This window comes from Pseudomonas sp. OV226 (assembly GCF_003148705.1).
GTDB lineage: Bacteria > Pseudomonadota > Gammaproteobacteria > Pseudomonadales > Pseudomonadaceae > Aquipseudomonas.
The window spans coordinates 145,502-161,544 of the sequence record NZ_QGGS01000007.1 but is presented as its reverse complement, the minus strand read 5'-3'; the positions used below and the strand labels follow the sequence as shown (position 1 = coordinate 161,544).

The window sequence follows — 16,043 nt, the reverse complement described above, 5'->3', positions numbered from 1 at the left end:
ATTATTTGCCGCTGTAGAGATTCAGATCGCCAAAGTGCTTCTGCTGGACGGCCGCATAGGTGCCATTGTCGTGCAGCGCCTTGATACCTTTGTTCAGCAAGGCCTGGAGCTCGGCGTTGCCTTTGGTGAGACCCACGGCGGTTTTGGCTGGTAGTAGCGGGCTTTCGACCGGCTCGCTGACTTGGAAGTCGGCGCCTGGTGGCGATTTCAGGAAGCCCAGTTCGGCTTGCAGCATGTCCTGGATCCCAGCGTCGAGACGACCGGAGATCAGGTCAGCGTACACCTGGTCCTGGTTGGCGTAGGCCAGGGTCTGTACCCCGGCCTTGTCCAGTACGGCCTTGGCGTAGGCTTCCTGGATGGTGCCTTGCTCGTAGCCGACTTTCTTGCCCTTGAGGGAGGCCGGATCGGTGCCGATGGCCGCGCCTTTCTTGAAGACCAGCGCGGTCGGGCCAGAGAACAGCTCGTTTGAGAAATCGATAACTTTCTCACGCGCTGGCGTGGCGGTCATGGAAGAAATCACGCCGTCGAACTTGTTGGCCTTGAGGCCGGGAATCATGCCGTCGAAGTCACTTTCGACCCATTTGCACTTGACCTTCAGCTCAGCGCAGATCGCGTTGCCCAAGTCGATATCGAAGCCCACCAGGCTGCCATTGGCGGCCTTGGATTCGAACGGCGCATAAGAGGGGTCGACGCCAAAGCGCAACTCCTTGTACTCCTTGGCCAGCGCAGAACCGGCAGCCACACACAAAGCCAATGCAGAAAGGGTGAGAAATACTTTTTTCATTATTTTATTCCCTGGGACCATCGAAAGCGCTTGTGCCGCAAGAGCGCATGTACTGCGTGGCACAATGTCTTATGCACACGCAGATACTTGTACAGACAAGCATATGCAATCACCCGGCCAATTCGCGGATTGGACGTTTGAGAAAGCGCGTACAGCGCTCTGGTAAGGGCTTGGCAGGCAGGTGAGCGCAGGGAGTGAGGCAGCCTGCGAGGCTGTTACCAAAGCAGGTTTTTACACCCGGATGGGGTATGCGGTAACAAAGTGTGAAATTACGCGGCGTGCGCTCCAGCGGTTTACCCGAATTTTCGTTTCTACCGTCCTTCAACCCGTGAATCACGGCAAACCCCTTGCCGTCCGAATGGCTGCCCTCGGCTCGTAAGGGCGTTTACTTCGCGGGAGACCGAACGTGTTGCGACGTCGCAACGGGATGCAGTTTTTGCACCCCACCAAAGGTTGTTTTCGTCGTTGTGGGGAGGCTTGCCTGGTCGCTAAATACGGTCCCGGTTGCTGTTTTCAAACCTCGGCGTCAACACATGTCGGAATTGACTCGCAGACCACGCCGTTCGTGACTTGCGGTCTGTTTTGCGGATCTTGAGATCTAACGCCTGTCCACCTGAGCCGCGACCAAATTGAACCCGTATCTAACGGTGCCAGCAGATACCTTTCGAGTTTCCTTGGCGCTTCAGGGAGCGAAGCGGTCATCATCCAGCGTCCGTTATTGGCCCAAGCTATGTGAAAACTCGAAAGGGAGACGTATCTGACAGGCAATTACGTTGCAGAGTCCACTTTTGGCTGTCGGGCGTACAGAATTTAACAATCGGAGGCTCAGATGAACTGCCCGCTTGCCTTCAAGACGGTGCATCCAAGGCGGCCATGTCGAACAGGCCATTCAATCGCGACCTGAGCAAACACGGCTAGGCGCGGGCACGCCGGTATAGTCGACTCTATTGCCTACCGTATTTCCCGGAGCCTCCATCCAGTGCCTGACTTGCCGAGCAACGCCGCCTACACAAAACGCTTCGACCTGGTACTCGCCTACATCGACGCCAATCTCGAAGGTGACTTGTCCGTGAAGACGTTGAGCGAAGTCGCGAACTTTTCGGCGTTTCACTTCCATCGCCAATTCACCGCGTTCGTGGGCGTGCCAGTTTCACGTTATGTACAACTGATGCGACTACGACGCGCGGCGCATTGCTTGTCTTCTCTCGCGAATTACTCGGTGCTGGACGCCGCTTTCGGTGCGGGTTTCGAAAGCCCCGAAGCATTTTCCAGGGCGTTCAGGCGGGCGTTCGGTATGACGCCGAGTGCATTCAGGAAGCAACCCAATTGGCAGGTCTGGAGTGCGGTGTTCACCATCCCTCATTTTTCCAGGAACATCATCATGCAGATACGAATTGTGGAGTTTCACGAAGTCAGGGTTGCAGCACTCGAGCATTGCGGAGCGCCCGGGTCCATTAATGAGAGCGTGCGTAAATTTATCGAGTGGCGCATGCAGAGCGGACAGTCGCCGGTGGCATCCAGTCGCAGCTTTGGTATTCCTTCCGGCAACCCCGATACGACCCCGGCCGACGAGTTCCGGTTTGCAATCTGCGGCGAGATTCACGAGGCAGTAGCAGCGAATGAGTTCGGCGTAATCGAGAGAGTTATCCCTGGCGGGCGCTGCGTCGTGGTGCGTCACGTGGGCTCGACGGATCACATCGGCGAATCGATTTATCCGATCTATCGCGACTGGCTCCCTACCAGCGGCGAGGAGCTTCGAGACCAGCCGTTGTTCTTCGATTATCTAAGCATTTCCCTCGAGACACCGCAGGATCAATGGCAGACCGATATATATGTGCCTTTGCAATAGCGGAGCGGACATGTTGCTTCTGGTTTGGAACGATCGTCGTTGAGTTCATGAAAAAATGGGGACAGATTTTTACGTCCCCTTTTGAATGGAAAAATAAATCAGTCACTTTTTTCATTTTTTTTCATGGTGGCCTATTTCTGCCTGTTGCCACCCTAGGAAGCAATCTGCAGCGCTCTACCGATCATGGTTATCGTGGGTTTGGCAGTTCTGATTAACACGCGAACCGCTTTTCTGCCTGAATCGATAAAACATCCAATATTCCTACAGTCAGCCATCCCAAGCTCACTCTGCCAACCCAGCCCGCCGCAATCCATCCGCAAACCGTGCAAGATCCTCCGCACGCTGGATAGGCAGCCAATCCCTAAGGTTAGAAACCCGCAACAACGGATCCAGCTCTTGCAGGTGCTGCATTGCCTGCTTCGCTTTGTCCATTCGTCCGCTGAGCGCATAGCTGGCTGCCACCAGAGCCGCCGGGGCCAGCAGACTGGGCAGGTTGCCCAAGGCTTTTTCCGCCCATTGTGCAGCGAGATCGAAGCGGCCGGCGAAGAAGTACGCGAGCGACATTCCGATTTGCATCCTGAACATTTCGGGGTCCACCGGGCTCAAGCGAACGGCATGGGTCAAGTCCTTGATGGCGCCTTCTGTTTCACCGCGCAGTGCACGCAAGATACCGCCCAGGAACCAGGCGGGGGCGAAGTTGGGATTGAGCAGGCGCGCCCTGTCGAGCAGCGCAATGCCGCCATCGACATCACCGGCCAGATGAGCGAGCGCATGCCCGCCGCGGGTCAACGCGACGGCATCATCGCGTCCGAGTGTCACCGCCAGGCGCGCGAGCCGTGTGCCTTCGGCAATTTCTGCCGGCCGGTCGGTCATCCAGCCGTTGAGCTTGCGCCAGAAGTGGCACCAGGCGGCCATGCCATAGGCCGAAGCGAATTCCGGATCGAGTTCGATGGCCGTGTAGAACATCGGCAGCGCCTCCGCGATGGCTTCACGGGTGCCGCTGTGCAGTTTTGCCATGCCTCTCAGGTAATAGTCGTAGGCGTCGAGGCTTTCAGTGGGTTTGCGTTTGGCGCGTTCGATTTCTGCCCGTTCCAGTTGCGGCGCGATTGCACCGACGACGCTTTCGGCGATTTGATCCTGCAGCTCGAAGATGTCGTCGAGCAGGCCTTCGAAGCGTTCCGCCCAGATATGCGTACCACTTGTCGCGTCGATGAGTTGCCCGGTGATGCGCACCTTGTTCCCGCACTTGCGCACGCTGCCTTCGAGCACGTAGCGAACGCCCAGCGTCTGACCGATGCCTTGGATGTCCACCGCTTGACCCTTGTAGGTGAAGCTCGAATTGCGCGCGATGACGAACAGCCAGCGGATCCGCGAGAGGGCGGCGATGATGTCCTCTACCACGCCGTCGGCGAAGTATTCCTGCTCTGGGTCGCCGCTCAGATTCTGGAAGGGCAGGACGGTAATGGAGGGCTTGTCCGGAAGGGTGAGCACGGCAGGGGGGAGTTCATTGGGGGTGAAGGGCGTGTGTTCGCCGATGCCTGGTTCGCCAGGCGCTCGCGCTTGTTCTACCTCGCCGACAAAACGGTAACCCTTGCGGGCAACCGTGCGGACAAGGCGCTGCTCTTCGCCCGTATCGCCGATGGCCTTGCGCACCGCATTGATGTGGCTGGTGATCGTCGATTCCGAGACGATCCGGCCGCTCCACACGGCCTTGAGCAGGTCGTCCTTGCTGACAACGCAATCGCGGTTGTTCACCAGATACTGCAATAGATCGAAGGTCTGTGGCCCGACGGCCACGGCTTGCCCACGCAAGGTCAATTCCCGGCGCTCTTGATCGAGCACGAAATCTTCAAACGCGAATTGCAAAGTGGGCTTCCCCTGGCAAAGCGCCTTCAACTCCGTGTCCCAGGCCGCTGGCGATATTTTAGTTGAGATTGATAATACGTCAGCTCGAAACCCCCTGCATGGTCCACGGTGAGGATGGACGAATAACCGCTTCTCTGGACGCAAATCCAAGCGTTCACGAAGGTAAATCCAAGCTTGCTGCAAGGACTTGCCGTGCACGCGCGCGCAACCTCTCTACACCGACGCAATGATTGCAGTCGACAAGTGGAGAAAAGCCATGAAGATCGTAGTTATCGGAGGCTCCGGCCTCATCGGATCGAAACTTGTGAACATCCTTCGCGAGCGCGGCCATGACGTGGTCGCCGCCAGCCCCAGCACGGGCGTGAACAGCATCACCCGCGAAGGCCTGGCCGCAGCGATGGATGGTACTGACATCGTTGTCGACGTGGCGAACGCGCCGTCGTGGGAGGACCAGGCCGTACTCGATTTCTTCGAAACATCGACACGTAACCTGCTGGCTGCCGAAGCGGCCGCCGGGGTTCGTCATCACGTAGCGCTGTCGATCGTCGGCAGCGAACGGCTTCCCGACAGCGGTTATTTCCGGGCCAAGGTCGCGCAGGAAAACCTGATCAAGGCGTCCGGCATTCCTTACTCCCTCCTGCGTGCCACGCAGTTCTTCGAGTTTGTCGAAGGCATCGTCCAGTCGTTCGCCGTCGGCGAGGAATATTGTGTTTCGCCGGCGCTGATCCAGCCGATAGCGTCCGACGACGTGGTGGCGGCGCTGGTCGATGTGGTGCTGGCAGCACCGGTCAATGGCACGGTTGAAGTCGGCGGCCCGGAAGCCATGCCGATCGACGAACTGGCCCGGCGTTTTCTGCGGGCGACCCGGGACAACCGCAAGGTCTTGCCGGACGTGCACGCACGTTACTTCGGTGCCGTGCTCAACGATCAATCGCTGGTGCCTGGCAAGAACCCACGCCTGGGCGCGATCCGCTTCGAAGACTGGATCGCTCGGTCGGCGAGCCGGTGACGGCTCGCACCCTCACATCCCTATCCACGAAGGAGCAACCCCATGGTTACCCGAATCCTGATGGCCGCCGTCTTCGCCGCGCTCTCGATCAGCGCAGCGTCCGCCGCTGAGCCGCCCCACGGCAAGGTGACGGTCGTATTCGACCGTCCCATTCCCAATCTTCCCGGCAAGAGCATGAAAGGCGTGGTCGTCGAGTATGGGCCGGGCGCTGCGTCGCCATCCCACACCCATCCGAAAACGGCCTTCATCTATGCAACCGTCCTGGAAGGCTCATTTCGCATCCACGGCAAAGGCCAGCCGGAAAAGATCTACACCGTCGGCGAAAACTTCGTAGAGGCGCCGGGCTCCGTGCACCTGGTCAGCGCCAACGCCAGCGACACCCAGCCTGCACGCCTGCTGGCAGTGTTCGTCCTCGACACCAACGAAAAGGAACTCGTCACACCGATCAAAAAGTGAGCCGGTCAACGCACTCATGAAAGTTCGACAGCCGGGTGGCAGGCTTCTGCCGCCCTTGCCGCTGACTCGGGCCCCGCAACCCCTGCCGTCGTGGCGCGGCGGAACAAGCGCAAGACCCTCGGCAAACTGCTGTGCGTCGCTGATCGAGCATCATGTCGTCATCAATGGCACGGTCCTCGGCGCCAACGTCACCCCTGGGGGAAACGCGCTCATCGAACGGCTGACCACCACGGGGGCGATGCTGGCGGGGAAGGGCGTGGATCAAGTCGCCGCCGGGCGGGCAGCGACGAGACTGCTGGGCAAGGTCGTGTCAGGTCAGGCGACGGTGATTGCTTTCGATACGGCGTTTTACGCTGTTGCGATGCTGTTTGTGGTTGCCGCGCCTGTGCTGGTGGGCATCAAAATTGGGCTCTCGAAATACGCGAAGGTGCGTGCGATGCGGGCCTTAGCTGAAGTCGGAAGGGGGGTAGCCACCAACAAAATCCCTATATTGGGTCGGTTTCAGCCGGTCGTGACAGGCAGCAATCGGCCAGAAGCGATTGCTCCATGGTTCTAGCCGTCTTATTCAGGTGAAGCCTTGCGCTGTTCAGTAATCCGCCGATTAGTCGATAATTGAAATACCCCTTTGCTATCGGCACGCCCAAATGGATCAGATTCTTTCTCTTCTCTCCGATACCATTCCCAAAGCCCAAACCCTGGAGCAGCTCACGCGTCCCTTGCTGACCCTGCTCAGTAAGATAACCGGTATGGAGTCGACCTACCTGACGACCATTGATACCGACGAGGGTGTCCAGCGTGTCGAGTTCGCACGTAACGTCGGTGACATGGTAATTCCTGAAGGGCTGGTCGTGCCTTGGGCAGATACTCTGTGCAAGCGGGCGCTGGATGAGAATCGCATGTACTCGGACAATGTTGCCGAATGTTGGGGTGATTCGGAGGCCGCCGCGGCCTTGGGCATCAGAACCTACGTGAGTGCGCCAATCAGATCCCAGGATGGGCAAGTGCTGGGAACGGTATGTGCTGCCAGCTCGGATCAAGTGGCCCGCTCTGCTGACGTGGAACCCTTGCTGATGCTGCTGTCAGGGTTGCTGGGGTATTCCCTTGAACGTGGGCTGCTTGTTGAGCGACTCCAGGCTGCCAACGCCGAGTTGACCAAACTGGCCCTGACAGATCCACTCACCGGCCTGTCTAACCGGCGTGCCATCCTAAACGATGCTGCGCGCCTGTTCGCCCTGGCCCAGCGGGAGAGCAAGTACATACTCATAGGTGTCATCGATCTGGATGGGTTCAAGTTCATCAACGATACCCGCGGCCACCTGGCAGGAGACCAGCTACTGCGCGGCGTGGCCGCAAAACTGCAGCATGACCTTAGAGCCAGCGACATCATCGGGCGTACTGGCGGTGATGAGTTCATCGTGATCGCCTTGGGCACACCCTCCGAACACACCGACCCGGCGAACGACATGCGACATGCCGCCGAACTGCTTCAGGATCGCCTGTCCAAAGCGACGATAGGGCGATATGAGCTGGGCCACGGTCTTGGTGATATTCAATATACCGGCGCGAGTGTTGGGGTAGTGGCAGTGATACCGGGCAGCATGACTGTGGACGAGGCCACAAAGCTGGCAGACCGCGAGATGTATAAGGTGAAACAGCAGCGAAACCGTCAACGGTTGTAGGAAAGCCGAGGGTCAGCTGTGGGGCGGATAGCGACCAGAAGCGGGCATTCAATTTCGCTATTCATACATTTCCCGAGCGTGCGAAATTACCAGCCCTTCAATTTCTCTCAAAGGCAGACTCATGACCTGCACCCTGGCAGTCTCGAATATTTTAGGTCCATGGAGTGGGGATGACCACACAGGGCTAATGCAGCGCTGCAGGGAGGCATGGGACACACCTCTAGAGAGTTTGAATGATCTTATGGTCGCCACTTTTTTGAATCAGAACATCGCGACCAAACACCTGCTCATCGAGGCAAAGCGCCGCATGGAAGAACAGGAACGAGATGGAACCGAGTACTTCGACGGCCAGCTTCTCGAAGCTATAGAGCGTCTGCAATCTGGGGAGTAATTCATCCCGACGAGTTATTGTGTTCGACACGGCATGCGCCCTACGGTACTAGCGATGGTTGCGATAGCGTTCGGTCAAGGACTGCACGAGGATGACGTAGGATTGCGTCTCGGCGTAGGGAGGCACCCCGTTGTACTCGACCACGGATGCTTCGCCGGCGTTGTAACCTGCCAACGCCAGCACCTGGTTGCCATTGAAGCGCTTGAGCAACCAGGCCAGGTAGCGCACGCCGCCACGAATGTTCTGTCGTGCGTCGAACGGATTGTCCACGGCGAAGCGCTCGGCGGTGGCGGGCATCAACTGCATCAGCCCCTGGGCGCCGGCTTCGGAAATGGCGTTGGGGCGAAACGCCGATTCGGCATGTATCACTGCGCGGATCAGCGCCCTGTCGACACCATAATGATCCGAAGCGGCTTCGATCTCCCGCTGATAGGAATGGGGGTCCAGGCGCAGTGAGGCGACCTTGAAATCCTTCGGCACCCTGCACAGATAGCAGCCCTTGATGACATAGAGCTCAAGGACATCGACCCGTGCGGAGATCCCGACGGGGCGCCGGCTCACATATTGACGAATACCCCTGTGGATGAAGGTAAACACCCGAATCCGCACCGCGCCTGAGTTGTCGTCCTGCACAAGCCGTGGCAGGGCCATTGGCTTGGCGCCGACACCCGCCATACCATTCAGGCGAGTGCAGCGGGCGCTGGCGATGGCTTGGTTGGTGTAGCTGATGGCTCCGTCGTTGGCTTGGCATTTGAACATGGCGCTGGCGCACAGTGGCGCGACCAGCAAGGCCAGCTCGATACAGCCAAGAAGGCTCTTGCGAGCCCATCGCCATGCTCTGGAACTCATCACATCGCTCCGCGCCGCAGACGCCGATCAGGCCTGGGGCGCCTGGCCCGGGCGCTGCCTTGGGAGGGCCTATTCTGGGTGATCCGCCTTTTGTTCTGATAGTTATACCCCTTGTATCCGGCCTTGGAACGTGTTTCTTCACCACGCCGTCCGCATCGGTCAGGCGCACGGTGCCTTCGAGGATGTGGCACATCCCGACGCAAACGAATGTCTCCTTCTGGCCGATTGCTACCCGTCGCGAAGGGGCGCAGTCGACCCGCAGCTGATGGTGAAGAAAATGCCCGCTGACCGTTTACGTCCAGCGGGCTTTTGTTTCCAGGTCAGCTACATCGAGCACTGCGAAGGAGTGGACGTCTGGTCACAGTGCGATGTCAGCCGGTGCCTTTTCCTTCGCCGGCTTGTTCTCCTCTTTTTCAGCCATCGGCGTAGCGACTTGACTGATTGCCGGTGGGGGCATCAGTTCAAGTATCTTGGCGGTATACGCCCACTCTTCAGCCACTTTTGCCGGATCGTTGTTAAGTTGGGTACCGTAGCTCGGGAGGATCTGATGCAGTTTCTCCTGCCAGGCGGGCGTCGCGACTTTGTCTTTGAAAACTGTCTGCAGCAAGCTCACCATGATCGGTACTGCGGTCGACGCGCCCGGAGATGCACCCAGCAAGCCGGCAATGGTGCCGTCCTGGGACGTGACAATCTCCGTGCCCAGTTTCAGGACGCCACCGGCCGCTTCATCACGCTTGATCACTTGCACGCGTTGGCCGGCTTGCCACAGATGCCAGTCTTCGGCTTTGGCGTTGGGGAAGTATTCCCTCAACGCATTGAGGCGATCCTCGTCCGACAGCATCAGCTGACCCGCCAGGTACTCAACCAGCGGATATTGCTTGATGCCGACGCGAGTCATCGGCCACACATTGTCTGTCGTGGTGGTACTCAGCAGGTCCAGAAAAGAGCCCTGTTTGAGAAACTTGGTACTGAAGGTTGCGAATGGACCGAACAGGATCAGGCGCTTACCGTCCAGTACGCGGGTATCCAGATGTGGAACCGACATGGGCGGCGCTCCCACCGAAGCCTGGCCGTAGGCCTTGGCGAGATGCCGCTCGGTGATGGCCGGGTTTTCTGTCACGAGGAATGAGCCGCCCACTGGAAAGCCTGCATATTCCCTGGCCTCGGGAATTCCCGATTTCTGCAACAGCTTCAGCGCTCCACCCCCCGCACCGATGAACAGGAACTTGGCATCGGTTGCTGTTTCGCTACCGTCCTTGAGGTTTTTGTAGCTGACGCGCCAACTACCGTCTTCGTTTCGGGTGATGTCCTGCACTTCGCTCGACAGCTTCAGGGCAAATTTCGGCGAGGTTTGCAGATAGCCGATCAGTTGGCGGGTCACTTCTCCAAAATTGACATCGGTGCCATTGGGGTTCCACGTGGCCGCAATTTTTTGCTTCGGATCACGCCCCTCCATCATGAGCGGAACCCATTTTTTGATCACGGCCGGGTCTTCGGAGTACTGCATACCGCGGAACAGCGGGCTGGCCTGCAAGGCCTCGTAACGCTTTTTCAGAAAGCTGGCGTTGTCAGCGCCCCAGACGAAACTCATGTGCGGGGTGGAATTGATGAACGAACGTGGGTTCTTCAGCACGCCTTGCCTGACCTGCCAAGCCCAGAATTGCCGGGTCAACTGGAAGCCTTCATTCACTTCAACAGCTTTCGAGATCGTGACTTTTCCGTTCTCGTCTTGCGGCGTGTAATTCAACTCGGCCAAAGCCGAATGGCCTGTACCCGCGTTGTTCCAGCCATTGGAGCTTTCCAGGGCGACACCGTCGAGGCGCTCGACCATTTCCATCGAGAGCCCTGGCTCCAACTCATTAAGCCAAACGCCCAGGGTCGCGCTCATGATGCCGCCACCGATCAGCAATACATCGACTTTTTTGGCTTCTTCGGCGTGCGAATGCACAGCGCCAAATGACAGCGTTAAACCGGCAAGAATGTGTCTCAGTTTTTTCGTGTTCATCCTGTGCTTCTCCCACAGATTTACGGTGATCCCTACCGCTCAGATGGCTCTATCGTTGGTGATAGGTGGTAAAGACCTGGTGAGAAGCTTCAAGATCAAGCATCACGTGAATCCAGGAGCCCGATTGGGCACTACGCTCGGCACCCAATGAAAATCAGGGTAACGAGGATTGAAGGCTCCTGTTTCCGTGTTTGCTAACTTATTGTGCCAATATGCATTTAATTCAAGCCATCCCCCTAATACACCTGCGGCACAATCAATTCCGCCGGCGTCGGACTGCGCGAATAGTCCTCCTGCCGTACACGCTCCGGCAATTCAATCACCGGGTATTCGACCTCTTCATAGGGCATCTGCCCCAACAAATGGTGAATGCAGTTGAGGCGGGCCTGTTTCTTGTCGTTGGCCTGCACCACCCACCATGGGGCTTCGGCGATGTGGGTGCGTTCCAGCATGATTTCCTTGGCCTTGGTATAGGCCTCCCAGCGCCGGCGGGATTCGAGGTCCATCGGGCTGAGTTTCCATTGCTTGAGCGGGTCATGAATACGGCTGAGGAAGCGCAGGTGCTGTTCCTGGTCGGAGATTGAGAACCAGTATTTGATCAGCTGGATACCGGAGCGCACGAGCATCCGTTCAAACTCTGGCACGGTGCGGAAGAACTCTTCATATTGGTCGGCGTTGCAAAACCCCATGACCTGCTCGACGCCCGCGCGGTTGTACCAGCTGCGGTCGAACAGCACGATTTCCCCGGCAGCCGGCAGGTGCGAGACGTAACGCTGGAAATACCATTGCGTGCGTTCGCGGTCGTTGGGCGCGGGCAGGGCGGCGACCCGGCAGACCCGTGGATTGAGCCGCTGGGTAATGCGCTTGATCACCCCACCTTTACCCGCCGCGTCGCGACCTTCAAACAAAATCACCACGTTGTGCCCGGTTTTCACCACCCAGCTTTGCAGCTTGACCAGTTCGCCCTGCAAGCGGAACAGCTCGCTGAAATAGCGTCGTCTCTGTTCTTTTGCACTGCTGTCACCCTCATGCGCATCAAACAGCGCATTGAGGTCGTGGCCGTCCTCCATCAATTCCAGTTCCAGCTCTTCGTCGCGGTGATCGAGCAGCTCGCGATGGATACGTTGAATCAGGGTGTCGTTGTCTAAAAGCATGGCCATAACTCCCGACGAAGGTGGAAGTGGTCATGCTAGGCCTGTGGATGTGACGGGCCAGTGACGGTTGTGGCGTGGTGAAAAAAAGGCCGGTGTCATCTTGGTGTCACCTAACCCATGGCAGGATCCTCGCAAACCGTCTTGAACGCTTCGATGGACTGCGTTCGCGGGCCAATGAAACTGCCAGGAATCCGCACCATGAAAGGAGACGCCTCGCTATTTGCAGCCATTGACCTGGGCTCTAATGCATTTCGCATGATGATTGGCCAGCCGGTCAAACGGAACCAGAAGTGGATGATCCAGGAAGTGAAAACCCTGCGTGAACCGGTCCGTTTATCGGAAGGTTTTCAGGGCGGCGCGCTGGATGAGATGGCGCTGGACCGTGGATGGCAGGCGCTCTCGCGATTCGGTAAAAAATTGCGCGGTTTTGAAGCCGGCCGGGTGCGGGCGGTGGCGACCAGCGCGGTGCGTGAAGCTGACAATGCGCAACTGTTTCTGGCCAGCGCCGAGCGGCATCTGGGGTTCAGGATTGATGTCATCTCGGGGCATGAAGAGGCGAATCTGGTGTACGCCGGCGTCGCCCATTCGATCCCCAGCCCGGCCAGTCTGCGTCTGGTTGTGGACATCGGTGGCGGATCCACCGAGCTGATTCTGGGGCAGGGCGCCCAACCGTTGTTGACCGAAAGCATTGCCATCGGCAGCGGCACGTTTGGCGCGCGTTACTTTTCGGGTGGCTGCATCACCGCCCCGGCGTTGCTGGAAGCCGAGCGGGTGGCCACGCTGCAGTTTGAAAAAGTGGCGCGGCGTTACCGCGCCTTGGGTTGGCAGCAGACTATCGGCTCGTCGGGAACGGCGCGAATGCTCGCCAAAGTGCTCAAGGCCAACGGCATGAATGACGACGGCGAAAGCGGCATCACCTACAGCGGCCTGCTGCGCCTGTCATTGCGCCTGCTGGAAGTGGGGCACGTCAAACAGCTCAAACTGGCCGGCTTGCAAAACCATCGCTTGAGCTCCTTGCCCGGTGGCCTGGTGGTGATGTTGGCCGCGTTCAAGGTCTTTGGTATCTCGCACATGACGCCCTCCGAAGGTGGACTGAGGTTCGGGGTGATGCATGGCTTGATGTCCAGGCATTGAACCCCGTCCCCCTTTCTAGACACCGTCAATGAGGCGAGGCAATCCCGACGGGTTCAGGTCTCGCAGCACCTCGGGCAGCAGCGCTTGAGGAAAGCCCTGGTAAGCCACCGGACGCAAGAAACGTTCAATCGACGTCATGCCGACCGAGGTGAAGCGGCTGTCCGACGTGGCCGGAAACGGCCCGCCGTGAACGGTGGCAAAGGTCACTTCCTGCGGATGCGCGAAAGCATTGACGACGATGCGCCCGGTGCGTCGTTCCAATACCGGCAACAAGCGCTGTGCCAAAGGCAAATCATCGTCCTCTAGGTGCAGGGCCGCCGACAGCTGACCCCGCAGCGAGCGCGCAACGGCGAGCATCTCAGCCTCATCCCGGACCTTCACCAGCAACGCTGAAGGGCCGAATACTTCTTCGGCGAGCAGCGTCTCGTTCAGGAAATGTGCGCCGTCGACCTCCAGCAACGCGGAGGCGCCTTCCAGCGCGGCACTGGCTGCCGAGCCTTCGGCAATGCGCTGGGCGCCGGCGTTCTCCATGAAACCGAGACCGTTCAAATAGGCCGCGTGAATGCCCGGTGTCAGCATCGGTCGCGCCGAGGTCTGGTTGACGCGTTCGATCATCGCGGCGCGCATCGCCTCAAAGCCCGGCCCGTCAATGGCGATCAACAGCGCAGGTTTGAGGCAGGCTTGCCCGACGTTCACCACCATGCGTTCGATAAAGCTGTCACCGATCCGCGCCCCTTGAGTGGCCTGTGCGTGGGGCAGGATGAACGTGGGGTTGATGCTGGTCATCTCGGTGAACACGGGAATCGGTTCGGGGCGCAGTTGCGCACGGCGATACAGCGCCATACCGCCACGTTCCGAGCCGGTGAACGTCACCGCTTTGATCAACGGATGATCGACCAGCGCTTCACCGATTGCATTACCGCCACCGCGCACCATCGAAAACACGCCTTCGGGCAGCCCGTGTACTTGCACGGCGTTGCGAATCGCCTGGGCCTGGATTTCCGACGCTCCGGGGTGAGCGTTATGCGCCTTCAGGATGACCGTCGCGCCAGCCGCCAGTGCCGAAGCGGTGTCGCCCCCGGCGACCGAGTACGCGATCGGAAAATTGCTCGCGCCGAAAATCGCCACCGGACCGAGGGCGATCTTCTGCAGTCGATGGTCCATGCGCGGGCGTGGCTGGCGATCAGGCTGCGCCGGGTCGATGGCCAGTTGCAGGAAGCGCCCCCTGCGCACGACCTCGGCGAATTGGCGGAACTGAGTGGCAGCTTTTATTGCTTCACCCTCAAGTTGCGCCTCGGGCAGGCCGGTTTCGAGTGCTGCCCTTGCTGCCAACGTCTTGCGCACCGAGTCGAGATTGTCGGCAATGCTGTCGAGGAACGCCGCGCGCCGGGTGAGCGAGGTGTGGCTGTACTCATCGAACGCTTCATCGGCGAGGGTCGCGGCCTTGTCGACGTCGGCTACGCCACCCAGGGCGAACGCCGGTTCAATCAACTGATTGCTGGCGGGATTGAGCGCCCTCATCGTCCCTTCGGTACCGGGCACATCGCTGGCGCCGATCATCAGTTTGCCTGTCAGTGTCATGGGCGTTCACCTCGGGTCAGGGTGGCGATGAGCTCTGGTGTGGTGACAATGGCGTGGGCGAACGTCGGACCGTTCAGCTCATGCGCCGCGTGCATCATTTCGGGCTTGAAGGCGGCCGTCGCGTCGCGCACCAGGGTGACGTGATAACCCAGTTCCACCGCGTAACGGGCGGTGGCCTCGATGCAGGTATTGGCCAGCAGGCCAACGATGATTACGTGAGTGATGCCTTTTTGTTTGAGTCGAAAATCCAGGTCGGTGTTGGCAAAACCACTGGAGCCCCAGTGTTCCTGAACAACGATGTCACCGGCCTTGGGCGCGAAATCGGGGTGCCAGTCGCCGCCCCATTCCCCGCGAGCGAAGTGATGCATGTGCATGATCTTGCATTGGGTGGGGCTTGGGTGATCCCAATCCTCGTAGTCGCCTTGTTCCCAGCGGTGGTGCGGTACGATGACCACCGGAATCTCGAGGGCCCGGACGGTGCGGTCGAGTGAGCGCAAGTTGTCGAGCAGGCCGACTTGTTCGGCGATCGGTTCGATAAGCGGATAGACTTTTCCGCCTTCGGAAAGGAAATCGTTGTAAGGATCGACCAACAGGTAGGCGGTTCTGTCGAGGGGATAGAGTGCTTTTGACATGGCTGTTTCTCCAGGAAATTGAGTGACCGGTGCGTCGGGCTTGCCCGTGCATCATGTTGATATGATAATCATAGTAACTGTGAAAGAGGCAAGGCCGCATGTCGGTAAACACCGCTGTTCCCGAAACCTTGTGTCCGATTTCCCGGGCTGAATCTGTCGTCGGCGACCGCTGGACGGTCCTGGTGCTGCGCGAGTTGTTCATGGGCAGCCATCGATTCGACGAGATCCAGGCGCAAACCGCCGGGACTCCGCAAATGATCGCCACCCGCCTCAAGCGTCTGGAGGCCGACGGACTGGTCGCCCGCCGCCCCTACAGTGAGCGGCCGTTGCGTTACGAGTACCACCTCACACCCAAGGGGGACGCGTTCTATTCCGTGGTGCTGGCATTGCGAGCGTGGGGGGAAACCTGGTGCAAGTCAGAGGAGGAGGGGTTGGCGGTGGTTTACACCCACGCCACCTGTCGTCAACCTGCCGGGCTGGGGCCGTTGTGTGCGCATTGCGGCGAGCCGTTGCGTCGTGCAGAGCTGATCAGTACGCCCAGCGAGGCCTATGCCGCAGAACGAAAGGCACGGCGTGATGCGTTCAAGGGCGCGCGCGGGGCGGACCCGGTTGCGGCGGCTCAGGATCAGTAGACGAGCGTCGGCGATACCGTGA

14 protein-coding genes and 1 pseudogene are annotated in these 16,043 nt (G+C 59.1%); 8 read left to right on the top strand and 7 right to left on the bottom strand.

The window, feature by feature from the left end; genetic code table 11:
* Position 1: 1 nt before the first annotated feature.
* On the bottom strand, positions 2-784 hold the full coding sequence (locus C7534_RS14740; RefSeq protein WP_109786199.1) for a transporter substrate-binding domain-containing protein: 783 nt from the start codon (positions 782-784) through the stop codon (positions 2-4).
* A gap of 979 nt (positions 785-1,763) precedes the next feature.
* Here C7534_RS14740 and C7534_RS14730 point away from each other — a divergent pair.
* A complete protein-coding gene (locus C7534_RS14730) occupies positions 1,764-2,633 on the top strand; it encodes an AraC family transcriptional regulator (RefSeq protein WP_109786198.1) in 870 nt (289 codons plus the stop codon).
* A gap of 282 nt (positions 2,634-2,915) precedes the next feature.
* Here C7534_RS14730 and C7534_RS14725 read toward each other — a convergent pair whose 3' ends face one another.
* On the bottom strand, positions 2,916-4,499 hold the full coding sequence (locus C7534_RS14725) for a winged helix-turn-helix domain-containing tetratricopeptide repeat protein (RefSeq protein ID WP_109786197.1): 1,584 nt from the start codon (positions 4,497-4,499) through the stop codon (positions 2,916-2,918).
* A 256-nt stretch (positions 4,500-4,755) separates the two neighbouring features.
* Here C7534_RS14725 and C7534_RS14720 point away from each other — a divergent pair, with 256 nt between their 5' ends.
* The 5 genes and pseudogenes from C7534_RS14720 (at position 4,756) to C7534_RS14700 (ending at position 8,034) form a co-directional block, all read left to right on the top strand.
* The gene (locus C7534_RS14720) at positions 4,756-5,508 is read left to right on the top strand and encodes an SDR family oxidoreductase (protein ID WP_109786196.1); all 753 of its coding nucleotides are present in this window, start codon (positions 4,756-4,758) and stop codon (positions 5,506-5,508) included.
* A gap of 42 nt (positions 5,509-5,550) precedes the next feature.
* Entirely contained in the window at positions 5,551-5,964 is a 414-nt protein-coding gene (locus C7534_RS14715; protein ID WP_109786195.1) for a cupin domain-containing protein, read from the top strand.
* Between the two features lie 136 nt (positions 5,965-6,100).
* Positions 6,101-6,409, top strand: a pseudogene (locus tag C7534_RS14710) (MFS transporter); the annotation flags it as partial.
* Between the two features lie 199 nt (positions 6,410-6,608).
* On the top strand, positions 6,609-7,643 hold the full coding sequence (locus tag C7534_RS14705; RefSeq protein ID WP_109786194.1) for a sensor domain-containing diguanylate cyclase: 1,035 nt from the start codon (positions 6,609-6,611) through the stop codon (positions 7,641-7,643).
* Between the two features lie 121 nt (positions 7,644-7,764).
* Positions 7,765-8,034 carry a hypothetical protein gene (locus C7534_RS14700; RefSeq protein WP_139348122.1) on the top strand — a complete coding sequence of 90 codons (270 nt, stop codon included), beginning with the start codon at positions 7,765-7,767 and terminating at the stop codon, positions 8,032-8,034.
* Between the two features lie 48 nt (positions 8,035-8,082).
* On the opposite strand, the gene C7534_RS14695 is transcribed toward C7534_RS14700, so the two are convergent.
* The 3 genes from C7534_RS14695 to ppk2 all read right to left on the bottom strand — a co-directional run bounded on the left by C7534_RS14695 (position 8,083) and on the right by ppk2 (position 12,042).
* Entirely contained in the window at positions 8,083-8,883 is an 801-nt protein-coding gene (locus tag C7534_RS14695) for a lytic transglycosylase domain-containing protein (RefSeq protein WP_109786193.1), read from the bottom strand.
* A 358-nt stretch (positions 8,884-9,241) separates the two neighbouring features.
* Entirely contained in the window at positions 9,242-10,888 is a 1,647-nt protein-coding gene (gene mqo / locus C7534_RS14690; protein WP_109786192.1) for a malate dehydrogenase (quinone), read from the bottom strand.
* Positions 10,889-11,124: 236 nt separating this feature from the next.
* Positions 11,125-12,042, bottom strand: coding sequence for a polyphosphate kinase 2 (gene ppk2 / locus C7534_RS14685; RefSeq protein ID WP_109786191.1), 918 nt, complete (start codon positions 12,040-12,042; stop codon positions 11,125-11,127).
* Positions 12,043-12,240: 198 nt separating this feature from the next.
* Here ppk2 and C7534_RS14680 point away from each other — a divergent pair, with 198 nt between their 5' ends.
* The gene (locus tag C7534_RS14680) at positions 12,241-13,176 is read left to right on the top strand and encodes a Ppx/GppA phosphatase family protein (protein ID WP_046031488.1); all 936 of its coding nucleotides are present in this window, start codon (positions 12,241-12,243) and stop codon (positions 13,174-13,176) included.
* 15 nt (positions 13,177-13,191) lie between these two features.
* Here C7534_RS14680 and C7534_RS14675 read toward each other — a convergent pair whose 3' ends face one another.
* Positions 13,192-14,757, bottom strand: coding sequence for an aldehyde dehydrogenase (NADP(+)) (locus tag C7534_RS14675; protein WP_109786190.1), 1,566 nt, complete (start codon positions 14,755-14,757; stop codon positions 13,192-13,194).
* The gene (locus C7534_RS14670; RefSeq protein ID WP_109786189.1) at positions 14,754-15,389 is read right to left on the bottom strand and encodes an isochorismatase family cysteine hydrolase; all 636 of its coding nucleotides are present in this window, start codon (positions 15,387-15,389) and stop codon (positions 14,754-14,756) included. Before C7534_RS14670 ends, C7534_RS14675 begins: the two co-directional genes overlap by 4 nt.
* Before the next feature lie 98 nt (positions 15,390-15,487).
* Between C7534_RS14670 and C7534_RS14665 the strand changes: the two genes are divergently transcribed.
* Positions 15,488-16,021 (top strand): winged helix-turn-helix transcriptional regulator, encoded by a 534-nt coding sequence (locus tag C7534_RS14665; protein WP_046031485.1) that lies wholly within the window; start codon positions 15,488-15,490, stop codon positions 16,019-16,021.
* The last annotated feature ends 22 nt before the right edge of the window (positions 16,022-16,043 follow it).